We start from the raw sequence: 14,120 nt of genomic DNA, 5'->3' as shown, positions 1-14,120 counted from the left end.
GGCCCGACACCAGCAGGCTTGTCCCCGGCCGCCTCCTCAGCCGCTACCCTCCGCGCTCAGGGTCGACTCGGGGAGAACCCCCAAATCCCGCCTCTCCGGGAGTGGTCAGGGTGCATCCCCGATGTCCACGGCGCACTCCGGTGTGAGTATCGATGGCATGGAGCAGAACCAGAGTGGACCCGCCGGGTTCGACCGCGACCGCCTGCAGAACCCCCAGAGCTGGCGGCGCAGCAGGTCGGACCGCTGGGTCGCGGGGGTCTGCGGCGGCATCGGCCGTGCGCTGAACATCGACCCCGTTCTGGTCCGCGTCGTGATGGCCGTGCTGATCATCAGCGGCCCGGGCGTGATCTTCTACATCGCCGCCTGGGTGCTGATGCCCGACGAGGGCAGTGACCGCTCGGCCGCCCAGGGCGTGCTCGGCGACCGGATCCGGACCGACCACCCGTGGTTCTGGCCGGTGGCGGTCGGGGCCTGCGTGTTCATCGCGATCGCGATGATGTCGTCGTTCGACTTCGGCCGGTTCGTGCCCGGCCCGCTGATCGTGCTCGGAGTCATCTGGCTGATCGCGAAGCAGCGCAAGAGCAACAGCAACAAGCAGGCACAGCGCCCGCAGGACACGGTCCCGCCGGCGTCCCCGGCGTCCCCGGCGTCGTCGCCGTACGCCGGGCCGCAGCCGACCACGGCGTACGTGCCTCCGCAGACCGGCCCGTCAGCTCCCCCGGCGGGCCCGTCGTCCTCGGCCACACAGCGACCCCAGGACCGCACCGTCGAACCGGTCCAGGCTGTGTGGACCGAGGACGACCCTCTCGGCCTGTACGTCGACGAGCCGGCCGCCGCGCCGGCCGCGCGCAAGCCCGCCGAGCCGCCCGCGAAGGGCATGCGCGGGGTCAAGTCGATCATCGTCGTCCTGACCGGTATCGCGATCGGCATCGCCGCGCTGGCGGGCGCGTCCACGGCGACCATGCTGATCATCGGCCTGGCCACGCTCGGCGGCGGCATGCTGCTCGGCGGATTCGTCGGCCGCACGCTGGCGCTGCTGCCGCTCGGCATCCTGCTGGCTGCGGGCGCCATCGCGAGCACCGTGTTCCCGGATGTGCCGAAGAATTTCGCCGACACCAACTACGTGGCGCCGGCCAGCCAGACGATCACCGCGACCGGCACCAGCTACCAGTTCGACGCCGGGTCGGTGAAGCTGGACCTGACTCAGGCCAAGTTCGGCCCGGGCGCCAAGGTCGACGTACACGGTGGCGTCGGCGAGGTGATCGTGAAGCTGCCGGCCGACGTCGACGTGCAGGGCGCGCTGTCGACCGAGATGGGAGACGTCGCCTTCCTCGACCAGCACCAGGGCGGCCATAATGCCGAACTGAAGCTCAACGACCTCGGCGCGGACGGCAAGGCCGGTCCGTCGCAGGTCACCCTGGACCTGGACCTCAGGCTGGGCAGTATCAAGGTGGAGCGCGGATGAGCCAGCAACCCCGCAAGACCAGGCCGGACGTGCCGGGTGTGGTGGCCGGCACGGTGCTGAGCGGCGCTGCCACGATCTGGATGCTCACCGACAACGGCGTCCTGCAGACCGATGACCTCGGCGTCACCAGCGCCCTGCTGCTGGTCACCGCCGGACTCCTCGGCCTGGCCGCGTCGCGTCGCGTCTAACTCGGTGGACGTAGGTGTCTGCGCTTGTCTAGGCTCCATGGCGTGACCAGCCCGGAGGCGGACAGACCGTAACCACCGGCCGTTCCGTGTGACCCACCGGAACCGCCGGAGACGACTCATGCCGTCCTCCACTGGTTACGGAGCCTCTCCATGCCTTTCGTGCTGTATCTGCTCGGCCTGGCCGTTTTCGCCCAGGCAACGTCCGAATTCATGCTCTCCGGGCTCGGCCCGGACATCGCCCGCGACCTGGGCGTCTCCATCCCCGCCGCCGGCTGGCTGACGTCCGCATTCGCGCTCGGCATGATCGTCGGCGCCCCGGCGATCGCCGTCCTCGGCGCCCGCTGGCCACGCCGGCGGACCCTGCTCGTGACGCTGACCGTCTTCCTCGCCGTTCACGGAGCCGGCGCGCTCACATCCGACTTCACGGTGCTGCTGGTCACGCGGGTCCTCGCGGCCCTCGCCAACGCCGGCTTCCTGGCGATCGCGCTCGCCACCGCCGCGAGTCTCGTTCCGGACGCGAAGGGCCGTGCCACCTCCGTCCTGCTCGGCGGTACGACGCTCGCGTGCATCGTCGGCGTACCGGCCGGCGCCGTGCTCGGCCAGTACCTCGGCTGGCGGTCCGCGTTCTGGGCGGTCGCGATCATCTCGCTCCCGGCGCTGCTCGGGATCCTCCGCTCGGTCCCTTCGCGGGGCGCCGGTCCGGCCACGGTCGGCCGGTTCCACATCAGGCCCCGGCTCGCCGTCCTGTTGTTGCTCGGGGCCCTCGTCAACGGCGCGACGTTCTGCTCGTTCACGTACCTCTCCCCGGTGCTCACCGAGGTCACCGGGCTGGGCGTCGGCTGGGTGCCGCTGATGCTCGCGCTCTTCGGCCTCGGCTCGTTCGCGGGCGTGACGGTCGCGGGCCGGTACGCCGACCGGCGCAACGACCGGCTCGTACTGGTTGCCGGCGGCATCTTGCTCGTCGGGTGGTGCACGTTCGCGCTCACCGCGGCGTCCGTCGTACCGACCGTGCTGCTCGTGCTGCTCCAGGGCGGGTTGTCCTTCGCAGTCGGGTCGACACTGATCGCCTACAGCCTGTACGCCGGGAGCGCGACGCCCGTGCTGACCGGTGGACTGGCCACCGCCGCGCTGAACGTCGGCGCCGCCGCCGGACCGCTGCTCGGCGGGCCGGCCATCGAAGCGGCCGGGTTCCGCGGACCGCTCTGGGTCAGCGCGGCGCTCGTGGGCGTCGCGCTGGTCGCAGGCGGCTCCATTAAGCTTGTGGATCGCGAGGGGCCCGGGTGAAGCGGGTCCCGTGGTCAAGGAGTTCCGATGGTGCGCGGCACCGTGAAGTGGTTCAACGCCGACAAGGGCTACGGCTTTCTGGCCGTCGACGGGCAGGACGACGTGTTCGTGCACTGGAGCAAGATCGTCTCCGACGGGTACAAGACCCTCGAGGACGGCCAGCACGTCGAGTTCCAGATCGTCGACGGGCCGAAGGGCCGGGAGGCCGACGCGGTCACTCCGATCTGACCGGCACGCACCGTCGCGAACCGGTAGCCTGACGTCTCATCGTGTGAGGGGTGAGACGTGACAGAGCCGGTACCCGTGATCCGGAAGCTCGAGCATGCGCTGGCCGACGACGACTTCGCCTGGTCGCTGGTGCTGACCGGTGAGGACCAGACGGACAAGCTCGCGACGCTGACCGGCGACCTGCGCGGGCCGTTCTCGACGACCGGCGACGGCAAGCAGATCACCTCCGGCTTCTCCTACTGGGGGATCGGCCCCACGATCGCCTGGGCGAACGCGACGAACGACCCGTTCTACCTGGTCATGAAGGCCGGCGCGGAGTCGTTCCAGCGGCACTGGCGCAAGGTCCGGCCGCACGTCGAGAACGGCGGCTTCCACGTCGTCAGCCTCGGCGTCGGCACCGGCGTCAAGGACCGCACCATCGTCAGCGACCTGCGCCGGCAGAACCGGAACATGTACTACATCCCGGTCGACATGAGCTCCGAGATGCTCCGGATGGGGACCCAACCGGTGCGCGACGCCCGGTTCCCGGTCGCCCAGCTGCTGCCGGTGCAGCTGGACTTCTCGATCGCGGACAACATGGAAGAGCTGGCCGAGATGCTCGCCCGGCTGGTCGGTGACGAGCCGATCCTGTTCACGCTGACCGGCAACACGCTGGCCAACTTCGACAGCGACGAGGAACTGCTCGGCACTCTGACCCAAGGGCTGCGCGCGCAGGACAGGCTGCTGCTCGAGGTGGCCAGTACGACGCGCCTGGACCAGGAGACCGCCGACGCGGCCGCGGACGAGTACCACCAGACCCGCGCGTTCGCGGAGTTCGTCACCAGCGCGCTGCGGTACAACACCGACCTCAAGATCAACAACGAGCTGGTCAAGTTCGTCGGCGAGGTCGAGGACGACGACGCCCTGCTGGTGAAGATCCTCTGGCAGAACGACACCGGCGACGAGGTCCGGATGGAGCTGCCGGACCACACCGAGGTGGTGCTGCCGATCGGTGACACGATCCGGCTCTACACCACCCGCAAGTACTCCACGACCCGGCTGAAGCGGCTCACCGAGGCCTGCAAGCTGACGCCGGTCGAGGCGATCCAGTCCCAGTTCCGGTACACCCGCCGTCCGAACCCGTTCGGCCTGGAGCTACTGCTGCTCGCCCCGGAGGCAGCCGGCGAGGGCGCGCGCAGCCTCGCCGACGACATCTGGGCCACGTGAGCCGGATGAACCGGCGGGCCGTCGTCAGCGTCGTGACGTACGGCCTGCTCGCTCTGGCGTTCGTGCTCGGCGTCATCTGGTTCTTCTGGCCGGAGAACTCGCGCTGGGAGCCGGCCGTCAACTCGCTCACGCTGGTGGCCGGCCTGACCGGCATCTTCGTCGAGCGGCTGACCGCCGAGGCGGAACGCCGTACCGAGGTGCTGCGGTCCGTCGCTGACGAGCTGCACGAGAACACCCGGCTGCTGAACGACGACCGGTTCTCGCCCGACGCCCCGACCGCCCGGCAGGTGTACCCGCGGCTCGTGGTGTCCGCGGTCGATCTCGCGCTGGTGTCCGGAGCCCTCGGCCTGCGCCGCGACGCCGAGCTCGTCGGGCAACTGCACCGGTGGCGGGACACCGTGCACCTGTTCAACCGGCGGCTCGACCTGACCGAGATCAGCACGTTCTCGAACACCATCTCGGCGGCCGAACTGGCCGCGTTCCACCGCGCGCTGCACCGCGAGAACAGCTACTTCGCGGCCACCCGCGAGAAGCTCGAGAAGCTGCTCGGCGCGCTGCCCGGACTTTAACGGCAGGGGCCGTAACCGGACCGGTTGCTGTCAGTAGTGGCAAATTCTCCCGAGCCGTTGACTTGGCCACGCCGTGAGAGCTTCACTTTCGGACAGGACCGTAAATAGGCCCCCGGAGGCAATCGCATGCGATCAGTCCGCTCCCTTCTCGCACCGGCACTCGCCGCTCTGCTCTTCACGGCTCCCTCGGCGCCACCTGCCGGCGCGGCGCCCGCCGGGCCGCCCGGACCGCCGACCGGCACGGTGGTGTCGCTCGGCACGCCGCTGTCCGACGTACTCCTGATCGGGGGCACCGTCGCACCCGGCCCGAACGGCAAGGCCGCGATCTGGAACGTGTCCACCGGAAGTCCGGCGTACCTGAACGCCGTCGACCCGGCCACCGGCGACAGCCTGCTCTCGGCGGCGCTGCCCGGCGCGGACGGCAGTTACGCGGTCGCCGCGACGCCGGACGGCACGATCTACGTCGGCACCTACAACAACGGCCACCTGTACCGGCTGCGCCCGGGCGGCGCCGTCGAGGACCTCGGCCGGCCGATCGCCACCGAGACGTTCATCTGGCGGATCACCACCGACGACCAGGGCAACGTGTACGGCGGGACGTTCCCGCACGGGAAGGTGTTCCGGTACGACGACAAGACCGGCGCCGTCCGCGACTACGGCACGGTCCTGGCCGGCCAGACGTACGTCAAGAGCATCGACTACGCCGGCGGCAAGGTGTACGCCGGCACGATGCCCGACGCGCACATCATGGAGGTCGACGCGACCACCGGAGCGATCACCGAACTGCCGTCGCCGCCCGGCCTCGGCGACCCCTCCGACAAGGTCGTGTACGACCTGAACGCGCGCGGCGGGCGCGTGTACGCGCGGATCAGCACCGCGTTCCCCGGCCCGCTGTACGTCTGGGACATCGCTTCGCGGACCTGGGTGGACGAGATCCCGAACGCGCACGGTCTGGACATCTCTCCGATCGGCGCGAACGGCTCGCTGTACCTCATCCAGAGCAGCGAACTGAAGAAGTACGACCCGGCCACCAAGACGCTGACCGGCACCGGCCTGACCTTCACCGGCCGGATCCAGAACGCGCGGTCGATCGGGTACGCCGACCTGGGCCTGCCCGACTACCCGGGCACCAGCGTCGTCGGCACCCTGTGGCGCGGCGAGGAGTTCCGGTACAACCCGCAGACCGGCAAGTCCGAGATCTTCACCACCAAGGTGCGGCGGGAGCCGATCGAGATCCTGTCCGTGGCGGGCGGCAAGGACGACATCTACGCCGGCGGATTCCTCAACGGCGGCGTCTCGGTGGTCAACCCGACCACCGGCGAGGCGAAGTTCAACCGGTTCTCCCAGGTCGAGGCCCTGATGGAGGGGTCCGACGGCACCGTCTGGGTCGGCGCCTATCCGGAGGCCCGCCTCTACTCCTACGACACCACGAAGCCCTGGAGCAGCCCGGAGTACTCCCCCGGCCCGCCCGGTACGCCGGACAACCCGAAGCAACTCCTCAACCTGAAGCCCGACCTGTTCCAGACCCGGGCCCGCGCGCTGACCGAGGTGAACGGCAAGATCGCGGTCGGCACGATCCCCGACGGCGACCGGCTCGGCGGGGCGCTGGTGATCTACGACCCGGCGACGAACACCGCGGAGAAGTACCGCAACGTCGTCCAGGACGAATCCGTCTTCGGTCTCACCGCGCACTGCGGCATCGTGTACGGCGGAACGTCGATCGCCGGCGGCCTGACGACCACCCCGCCGACCCGCGAAGCGGGCACAGTGTTCGCGTGGGACGTGGCCGGCAAGAAGAAGCTCTGGGAGGTCGTACCGGTGGCGAAGGCCGCGACGGTCTCGGCGGTCACGATGGGCCCGGACGGGCTGCTGTGGGGCGTGGCCGGGAAGACCGTCTTCGCGCTGGCCCCGGACAGCGGCAAGCTGAAGAAGTCCTTCACGCTCGGAACGACGACCTCCAGCGGCGACATCGTCGCGACCTCGGAGGCCGTCTACGTGAGCATCGACCTGAACAAGATCTACCGGATCGCGCCGGGGAAGAACTCGGTCCCGACGGTGTTCGTGCAGCACGCGCACCGGCGGCTCGGCGTCCGCGGAGACCACCAACTGCTGATGACGAGCGGCTCCGAGCTGTTCCGGATTGATATCAGCCGTTGACAGCCGAAATTCACCCCGGCTACTTTCGGTCCTGACCGTTATTCGGTTTCACTACTTCCGGCCCTGACTTCCGGACACCCTGGGGGTGCGATGAGATCCACCGTCCGCCGCATGGCGGCACCACTCACGGCGCTCGTGCTCGCCGCCGCGCTCAGTTCCTGCGGCGGAGGCGACTCGGGCTCCTCGGACTCGAAGAAGAGCGTCACGCTCTGGATGTACCCGGTGATCGCCGACCAGGCGGCCAGCGACGCGTACTGGAAGAAGGTCGAGACCGACTTCGAGGCGGCCAACTCCGGTGTCGACCTGAAGCTGGAGAACCAGCCGTGGAAGGGCCGCGAGGAGAAGGTCGCGGCCGCGTTCTCCGGCGGGAAGGGCCCGGACGTCCTGCTGATGATCCCGGACCAGATCCCGCAGTACGTGAAGAGCGGCTCGCTGGAGCCGGTCGACGACGTGGTCGCGCCGGAGAAGGACAAGTTCCTGCCGGCCGCGATCCCCGGCCTGACGGTCGAGGGCAAGGTGTACGGCGCCCCGATCTACCACACGGTCACCACGACGATGTACAACAAGACCGTCCTGACCAAGGCCGGCATCAGCAAGCCGCCGGCGACCTGGGACGAGATCAAGGCCGCCGCGCCGAAGCTCAAGGCGGCCGGGTTCTCCACGCTGGACTACTCGGCCTCGCCGGAGGCGACGCTGAACCTGAACTTCTACCCGCTGCTGTGGCAGGCCGGTGGGAAGGTCTTCGCCGACGACGGCAAGAGCGTCGCGTTCAACCAGGCCCCGGGTCTGGAGGCGCTGACCTTCCTGAAGAGCCTGTGGGACCAGGGCGCGATCCCGAAGACCGCGCTCACCGCGGGCAACGTGGTCGCCGACTCGCCGTTCGGCAAGGGGCAGGTCGCGATGGCGATGACCAGCGTGCCGGCCGACGTCGCCACGGTGACGCCGACCTGGGGCGCCGCGAACGTCGAGCTCGGGGCGCCGCTGACCGGCAAGAAGCAGGTCGGCTTCGGTCTCCCCGGCGGTCTGGTCCTGAACGCGGCCTCGGAGAACGTCGACGGCGCGAAGAAGTTCCTGTCGTTCATGATGCAGTCCGCGCAGCTGGACGCGCTCAGCAAGGCGTCCGGGTTCTACTCGCCGCGCAGCGACGCCAAGTCCGAGTCGACCGACCCGAACGCGGCGAAGTTCCGCGACGCGCTGCAGTACGCCGTACCGGGTGAGCCGAACCCGTCGGCGCGGCAGGTGATGTCGTTCCTGAGCACCGAGATCCAGGCCGTGCTGACCGGCAAGAAGCAGCCCCAGCAGGCCCTGGACGACGCGGCCAAGCAGGCCAACGACCTGCTCTCGAGGCAGCGTTGACCGAAGCACGGCAGCCGGACACGGCGGCGGGTCGGGCGGGACCCGTCGCCGGCCCGGCCCGGCGCGGCACGCTCAAACGCCCGTGGGTGGGCTTCGTGTTCGTCCTGCCCATGCTGGTCTTGTTCTTGTTGTTCCGGTTCCTGCCGGCGATCGGGGCGTTCTTCCTCTCGCTGACCGACTACCGGATCAGCGGGAAGTGGGACTTCATCGCGCTCGACAACTACACCCGCCTGCTCTCGGACAAGGTGTTCCACGAGGCCCTGCTGGTGACGATCACCTACACGGTGATCTTCGTCCCGCTGACGGTCCTGCTGTCGCTCGGCACCGCCGTACTGCTGCACCAGGTGGTGTGGCGGCGTGGCTTCTTCCGCGGCGTGTTCTTCCTGCCGTACGTGACCAGCATCGTGCTGGCCGCGGTGATCTGGAAGTGGATCTACGACGCGCAGGACGGGCTGCTGAACGCCGTCCTCGGGCTGGTCTCGATCGGCCCGATCGACTTCCTCAGCCAGTCGAACACCGTGCTGCCCTCGATCGCCCTCACCTCGGCCTGGAAGGGCTTCGGGTACTCGATGCTGATCCTGCTCGCGGGCCTGCAGGCGGTGCCGAAGTCGTACCTCGAGGCCGCGATGATCGACGGCGCGGGGACCTGGCAGCGGTTCCGGTACGTGACGCTGCCGCAGCTGCGGCCGGTGCTGTTCTTCGTGCTGGTGATCGAGACCATCGGCGCGTTCCAGGTCTTCGACGCGATGTACGTGATGACCGGCGGCGGCCCGGTGCGCTCCAGCTACTCGCTCGTGTACTTCCTGTACGACAGCGGGTTCAAGTACTTCGACTTCGGCTACGCCAGCGCGATCGGCCTGGTGCTGTTCCTGATCGTGCTGATCGTCTCGCTCGTACAGCGCCGGCTCGTCGGGAGGGACGACTAGATGGCCCAGGTACTCGACCGCCCGCCGGTCCGCCCGGTCGCGGAGCCGCCGGCGGCGGCCCGGCGTGGGACCGCGGCCCGGCTGACGCTGCCGACGCTGCTGACGCTGACCGCGATCGTCACCGTCGTACCGTTCGCGGCGATGGTGCTGGTCGCGTTCGCGCCGCCCAGCGGGCAGACGTTCCCGGACGCGCTGAACCCGGCGAACTTCACGCTGGAGAACTTCTCCAAGGTGCTGTCCAGCTCGGACATCCCGCGCTGGACGGTGAACTCGCTGCTTTACTCGCTGGTGTCGGTGGCGCTGGTGCTGCTGTTCGCCGCGATGGCCGGGTACGCGTTCGCGAAGAAGAAGTTCCCCGGCCGGGAGATCATGTTCTGGGCGTTCCTCGCCACGCTGATGGTCCCGTTCCAGGCGACGCTGATCCCGTCGTACATCCTGGTCGCGAAGCTCGACTGGGTGGACAGCTACTGGGGCCTGATCGTGCCCACGCTGGCGAACTCGCAAGCCGTGTTCCTGATGCGGCAGTTCATCCTGCAGCTCCCCGACGAGCTCTTCGAGGCCGCCGAGATCGACGGCGCCCCCGAATGGCGGATCTTCACCATGATCGTGCTCCCGCTGGTCCGCCCGGTGCTGGCCACGCTCGGCATCTTCGTCTTCCTCTGGCACTGGAACGACTTCCTCTGGCCGCTCGTGATCGGCCAGTCCGGCAAGATGCAGACCCTCACCGTCGGCCTCGCCACCCTCCAGGGCCAGGCCGTCCCGATCAACCAGCTGATGGCCGGCGCGACCATCACGGTCGTCCCCAGCCTGCTGGTCTTCGGCCTCCTCCAGCGCTACCTCACCGACTCGATCGCCATGTCCGGCCTGAAGGCTTGATCCCCAGGGCCTAGCCGTCGCGGGCCTCGAGCATCTTGTGCATTTCGTCGCCGTGGACGGTGAGGGCCCAGATGACCAGGATGTCGACGGCGATCAGGATCGTGGACCAGATCGGGTACGCCGCCAGGAACGCGGCGTTCACCACGATGCTGAGCACCGACAGGATCACGCCGACGATCCGTCCCCACAGCCGGCCGTTGAGCAGTGCGATGCCGGACACGACCACGACCAGGCCGAGGATCAGGTGGATCAGGCCCCAGGAGTCGTAGTCGAGCTCGATCGCCAGCCGGGTGGTGCGGACCAGGAAGTAGTCGTCGTGGAAGATCGCGATGAAGCCCTGGAAGGCGTGCAGGATCCCGAGCACGATCATCATCACGCCGGCGAAGAGGATCCAGCCGACCCATCGGCTCGGCCACTCGGGCACCTCGACCTCGCCCGGGCGCCGGTGCGTCCCGGGGGTGTCGCCGTCTGACATCGTGAGCTCCTCGGTTCGGTGTGCGGTCTAGGGCGTGACCTCGTTCTTCGCGGCGGCGGTGCGGTACTCGTTGACCGGGTGGTACCGGTCGTAGAGCACCGTCAGGATGCTGAACAGGAAGATGAAGAAGAACGTGTCGCCGAGCGACAGGCCGTCGCCCCGGCGGCTCAGCAGCAGGTCCTCGACGAACACGATCAGCACGTTCAGCCCGAAGACCACGGCGAACGAGATCGCGGCCGAGTCCCACCCGTAGCCGCGCCGGGCGGCCCACAGGCCGATCGCGGAGTTGATCACGACGAAGAACGCGATCCCGAGGAAGAGCTGGAAGTCGCTGACGTCGACGCCCGGCAGCACCCGGCCGTAGATCACGCTGATGATGCCGATCAGGAAGATCTTCTCCACCGCCGACCAGCCGAAGACCCTGCCGTGCTCGGCCCGGAACGCAGCCCGCTCGCCGGCCTCGTCGATCGCGGCCGGCAGCGGATCGGCCGTCAGCCGCAGCCGCCAGTCCGGCGGCCGCAGCCGTGGCCGCACCACGAACCAGACCACGGCGGCGAGGGCGAGCAGCCCGATCACCACGGCCGGCCCGAACCAGGCGACGTCGCGGACCGTGTCGGTGAAGTCGAGTTCGGCGACGTGGATCCAGTACTCCTGCGGCAGCTTGACGAAGATCCAGATCCCGGCGGCCACCAGCACCCAGAACCGCAGGCTGTAGCGCAGCGGGTTCCGGCGCGCGCGGATCCCCTCGTAGGCGATGAAGAAGTACTCGAACGTGTTCGGGAAGATCAGCAGCAGCGTCCGGACGCCGGTGAGCTCGAACAGCAGCACACCGATCTGGCGGTAGAAGAACAGGAAGCGGCTGACCTTGACCGCATGCAGGTTCGACCAGTTGCGCAGGCTCGCCAGGTAGGCGATGGACAGGTAGAACACGTCCATCGCCTTGTCGTAGCTCTGGTAGAACGGCGGGTCGTACCCGAACGCCTGGAAGATCGTCTGGTCGGCGGCGTCCAGCACCAGCGAGGCCAGCACCGCGGGCAGCGGCCAGCGCGGGATCAGCAGCGGTACGGCGAAGCGCAGGAAGACGACAATCCAGAAGACCACCTCGGCCATCCCGCTCGCCTCCCGTCGACGGTCAGCCGTGTCCCGCCGGCAGTGGCGGGACAACCTCCGTCACCAAGAGGTTACGACCTACACCCTGCGTAACGCCTCACCTGGAACCGATGAGATTTCCGAACCCCTCGATCGAGCGCAGCACGTCCCGCTGCGGCATCCCCGGCGGCTGGATCCGCAGGACGATGCCGTCGGCCCCCATCTGCTCGTAGTGCGCCAGCCGCTCGGCGCACTCGGCCGGCGAGCCGATCACGCTGCGGTCGGCGATCTCGTCCCAGCCCTGGGTGTAGCGGCTCGCGTCGGTGGAGGTGCGCTTCCAGCCCGTGTAGGCGTCGTACAGGTCGCGCAGCGGCTCCTCGAGCGTCTGCCGGGCGTCCTGCGAGGTCGACCCGCAGAATCCCTCCCGGCAGAGGATGACCTCGGCGCCGAGCGTGCCCTCGCCGCGCGGGTACGACAGGTATTCGGCGATCTTGCCGGGCAGGTCCGCGTCCAGCTCGTTGAAGGACGTCGTCCAGCCGTCGCACATCCGGGCGGTCCGTTCCAGCACCGCGGACACCCGGCCGCCGTTCCACAGCCGCGGCCGCGGGTTCTGCACCGGGCGCGGCGACAGGTAGGCCTCGCTGATGCTCGTGAACTTGCCGTCGTAGCTGACCTCGTCCTCGGTCCACAGCCTGGTGACGATGTCCAGGCACTCCTCGAACCGCGCGACCCGCTCGGCCTGCGTGACGCCGTACAGCGCGAACTCCTCCGGCCGGTACCCGAGCACGAAACCGGCCGTCAGCCGACCGCCCGACAGGACGTCCAGGTGCGCCAGCGTCTCGGCGAGGACGACGGGGTCGTACAACGGCGCCACGATGCCGGCGGTCGCGATCCCGATCCGCGACGTGTGCGCGGCCAGCCAGGTCATCGACGTCAGGATCTCGTGGTACCCGGGCCGATGCAGGTGCCGCTCGCCGAGCACGATCCACTCGAACCCGGCCTGCTCGGCCAGTCGCGCCTGCTCGACGGCGTCGGCCAGTTGCGGCCGCTCGTCCGGGGTGCCGTACAGGTTCAGATACAGACCCAGCCGCATCGGGGTGCCACCTTCCGTTGACAGGGAGCGCTCACGGTATTTACGGTCTTGACCGTAAATGCTTTCCGCGCAGATTGCGACCCTAGGAGCCGGAAATGAGTCTTGCAGCACTACCGGCGGGGTTGCCGGCCGGGGCGGCGCCGATCAGCGCGGTCAAGACGCGCGTGGTCAGTGCGCGGTACCGCCGGCCGTTCCAGATCAGCAGCGGGGTCAGCAACGAGCTGATCAGCCTGGTCGTCGAGGTGCACACGGCCGACGGCGACGTCGGGATCGGTGAGACCTCCCCGATGACGGCGTACACCGGCGAGACGCTGGCCGGTGTCCAGGCCGCGATCGAGGAGCACCTCGCACCGGCGCTGATCGGCCACGACCCGCTCGACCGTGCGGGTGCCCACGTCGCCATGGACGGCGTACTGCGCGGCCAGCAGGTCGCCAAGTCCGGCCTGGACATCGCCCTGTTCGACCTCGCCGGCCGGATGAGCGGCTGGCCGGTGCACGCCCTCCTCGGCGGCAGCGTCCGGGACCGGGTGCAGACGACCTGGGTGGTCGGTCTTGGCACGCTCGACGAGATGGCCGCCGAGGCAGCCGAGTACGCCGACCGCGGGTTCCGGCACCTGAAGGTCAAGGGCGGCCACGACCCGGCGAAGGACCTCGAGCTGATCCGGGCCGTCCGCGCCGCGATCCCCGCCGACGCCGAGCTGTGCCTGGACGCCAACGAGGGGTACGACGCGACGACCGCGCTGCCGTACCTCGCCAAGATGAGCGCGGCCGGGCTGACTCTGCTCGAGCAGCCGCTGCCACGGTGGGACCTGGCCGGCCTGGTGCGGCTGCGGGACCGCCTCGACGTGCGCGTCATGGTCGACGAGAGCATGCACTCGCTCCACGACGCGCTGGAGATCGCCCGCCGCGGTGCGGCCGACGTACTGAACATCAAGATCCTCAAGGTCGGCGGGCTGCACCGGGCGCTGCAGATCGCCGCGGTGGCCGAGGCCGCCGGGCTGGCGGTGAAGGTAGGCTCGATGCCGGAGCTGGGCGTGGCCACACTGGCCGCCGTACACCTGGCCGCCGCCGTACCCGGAGCGACCGTCGCGGCGGACCTGGTGGGGCCGTTGATGGTCGACGAGGACCCGTTGGCCCCGAGCGTGTTCGCCGACTGCGACGGCTGGATCGACGTACCGAAACGCCCCGGTCTCGGGCACGACGTCTGA

At 69.2% G+C, this 14,120-nt stretch carries 14 protein-coding genes; 11 read left to right on the top strand and 3 right to left on the bottom strand.

Going from position 1 to position 14,120, the window contains the following annotated elements; translation table 11 throughout:
- The first annotated feature begins 157 nt into the window (after positions 1 to 157).
- The 10 genes from AB0I12_RS35580 (at position 158) to AB0I12_RS35535 (ending at position 10,255) form a co-directional block, all read left to right on the top strand.
- On the top strand, positions 158 to 1,465 hold the full coding sequence (locus AB0I12_RS35580) for a PspC domain-containing protein (RefSeq protein ID WP_359938513.1): 1,308 nt from the start codon (positions 158 to 160) through the stop codon (positions 1,463 to 1,465).
- Positions 1,462 to 1,653 (top strand): hypothetical protein, encoded by a 192-nt coding sequence (locus AB0I12_RS35575; RefSeq protein WP_355696124.1) that lies wholly within the window; start codon positions 1,462 to 1,464, stop codon positions 1,651 to 1,653. Before AB0I12_RS35580 ends, AB0I12_RS35575 begins: the two co-directional genes overlap by 4 nt.
- Before the next feature lie 150 nt (positions 1,654 to 1,803).
- Positions 1,804 to 2,937, top strand: coding sequence for a Cmx/CmrA family chloramphenicol efflux MFS transporter (locus AB0I12_RS35570; protein WP_359938510.1), 1,134 nt, complete (start codon positions 1,804 to 1,806; stop codon positions 2,935 to 2,937).
- A gap of 27 nt (positions 2,938 to 2,964) precedes the next feature.
- Positions 2,965 to 3,165: a cold shock domain-containing protein gene (locus AB0I12_RS35565; protein WP_350278708.1), complete on the top strand. Its 201-nt coding sequence runs from the start codon at positions 2,965 to 2,967 to the stop codon at positions 3,163 to 3,165.
- Positions 3,166 to 3,222: 57 nt separating this feature from the next.
- The gene (locus AB0I12_RS35560; RefSeq protein WP_359938507.1) at positions 3,223 to 4,371 is read left to right on the top strand and encodes an L-histidine N(alpha)-methyltransferase; all 1,149 of its coding nucleotides are present in this window, start codon (positions 3,223 to 3,225) and stop codon (positions 4,369 to 4,371) included.
- Positions 4,372 to 4,376: 5 nt separating this feature from the next.
- Positions 4,377 to 4,940, top strand: a complete 564-nt coding sequence (locus AB0I12_RS35555) for a hypothetical protein (RefSeq protein WP_359938504.1) — start codon at positions 4,377 to 4,379, stop codon at positions 4,938 to 4,940.
- 126 nt (positions 4,941 to 5,066) lie between these two features.
- On the top strand, positions 5,067 to 7,097 hold the full coding sequence (locus AB0I12_RS35550) for a hypothetical protein (protein ID WP_359938501.1): 2,031 nt from the start codon (positions 5,067 to 5,069) through the stop codon (positions 7,095 to 7,097).
- Positions 7,098 to 7,208: 111 nt separating this feature from the next.
- Complete coding sequence (locus AB0I12_RS35545) at positions 7,209 to 8,453, top strand: extracellular solute-binding protein (protein WP_359938498.1); 1,245 nt, start codon at positions 7,209 to 7,211, stop codon at positions 8,451 to 8,453.
- On the top strand, positions 8,450 to 9,379 hold the full coding sequence (locus AB0I12_RS35540) for a sugar ABC transporter permease (protein ID WP_355696115.1): 930 nt from the start codon (positions 8,450 to 8,452) through the stop codon (positions 9,377 to 9,379). Before AB0I12_RS35545 ends, AB0I12_RS35540 begins: the two co-directional genes overlap by 4 nt.
- The gene (locus AB0I12_RS35535) at positions 9,380 to 10,255 is read left to right on the top strand and encodes a carbohydrate ABC transporter permease (RefSeq protein WP_355696113.1); all 876 of its coding nucleotides are present in this window, start codon (positions 9,380 to 9,382) and stop codon (positions 10,253 to 10,255) included. It begins immediately after the preceding gene.
- Positions 10,256 to 10,265: 10 nt separating this feature from the next.
- Here AB0I12_RS35535 and AB0I12_RS35530 read toward each other — a convergent pair whose 3' ends face one another.
- The 3 genes from AB0I12_RS35530 to AB0I12_RS35520 form a co-directional block, all read right to left on the bottom strand.
- Positions 10,266 to 10,730, bottom strand: a complete 465-nt coding sequence (locus AB0I12_RS35530; RefSeq protein WP_359938494.1) for a hypothetical protein — start codon at positions 10,728 to 10,730, stop codon at positions 10,266 to 10,268.
- A 27-nt stretch (positions 10,731 to 10,757) separates the two neighbouring features.
- Complete coding sequence (locus AB0I12_RS35525; RefSeq protein WP_359938491.1) at positions 10,758 to 11,840, bottom strand: hypothetical protein; 1,083 nt, start codon at positions 11,838 to 11,840, stop codon at positions 10,758 to 10,760.
- A 97-nt stretch (positions 11,841 to 11,937) separates the two neighbouring features.
- Positions 11,938 to 12,912: an LLM class flavin-dependent oxidoreductase gene (locus AB0I12_RS35520; protein ID WP_359938488.1), complete on the bottom strand. Its 975-nt coding sequence runs from the start codon at positions 12,910 to 12,912 to the stop codon at positions 11,938 to 11,940.
- Between the two features lie 95 nt (positions 12,913 to 13,007).
- Here AB0I12_RS35520 and AB0I12_RS35515 point away from each other — a divergent pair, with 95 nt between their 5' ends.
- Positions 13,008 to 14,120 (top strand): enolase C-terminal domain-like protein, encoded by a 1,113-nt coding sequence (locus tag AB0I12_RS35515; RefSeq protein ID WP_359938485.1) that lies wholly within the window; start codon positions 13,008 to 13,010, stop codon positions 14,118 to 14,120.

This window comes from Kribbella sp. NPDC050459, assembly GCF_040655315.1.
In the GTDB taxonomy this organism is placed as follows: Bacteria; Actinomycetota; Actinomycetes; order Propionibacteriales; family Kribbellaceae; genus Kribbella.
This window is presented reverse-complemented; position numbering and strand designations above follow the sequence as displayed.

Excerpts from the sequence above, each read along its gene's own strand:
- AB0I12_RS35580 (WP_359938513.1), top strand. The coding sequence starts at position 158 with ATGGAGCAGAACCAGAGTGGACCCGCCGGGTTCGACCGCGACCGCCTG.
- AB0I12_RS35575 (WP_355696124.1), top strand. The coding sequence starts at position 1,462 with ATGAGCCAGCAACCCCGCAAGACCAGGCCGGACGTGCCGGGTGTGGTG.
- AB0I12_RS35570 (WP_359938510.1), top strand. The coding sequence starts at position 1,804 with ATGCCTTTCGTGCTGTATCTGCTCGGCCTGGCCGTTTTCGCCCAGGCA.
- AB0I12_RS35565 (WP_350278708.1), top strand. The coding sequence starts at position 2,965 with ATGGTGCGCGGCACCGTGAAGTGGTTCAACGCCGACAAGGGCTACGGC.
- AB0I12_RS35555 (WP_359938504.1), top strand. The coding sequence starts at position 4,377 with ATGAACCGGCGGGCCGTCGTCAGCGTCGTGACGTACGGCCTGCTCGCT.
- AB0I12_RS35550 (WP_359938501.1), top strand. The coding sequence starts at position 5,067 with ATGCGATCAGTCCGCTCCCTTCTCGCACCGGCACTCGCCGCTCTGCTC.
- AB0I12_RS35545 (WP_359938498.1), top strand. The coding sequence starts at position 7,209 with ATGGCGGCACCACTCACGGCGCTCGTGCTCGCCGCCGCGCTCAGTTCC.
- AB0I12_RS35535 (WP_355696113.1), top strand. The coding sequence starts at position 9,380 with ATGGCCCAGGTACTCGACCGCCCGCCGGTCCGCCCGGTCGCGGAGCCG.
- AB0I12_RS35530 (WP_359938494.1), bottom strand. The coding sequence starts at position 10,730 with ATGTCAGACGGCGACACCCCCGGGACGCACCGGCGCCCGGGCGAGGTC.
- AB0I12_RS35525 (WP_359938491.1), bottom strand. The coding sequence starts at position 11,840 with ATGGCCGAGGTGGTCTTCTGGATTGTCGTCTTCCTGCGCTTCGCCGTA.
- AB0I12_RS35520 (WP_359938488.1), bottom strand. The coding sequence starts at position 12,912 with ATGCGGCTGGGTCTGTATCTGAACCTGTACGGCACCCCGGACGAGCGG.
- AB0I12_RS35515 (WP_359938485.1), top strand. The coding sequence starts at position 13,008 with ATGAGTCTTGCAGCACTACCGGCGGGGTTGCCGGCCGGGGCGGCGCCG.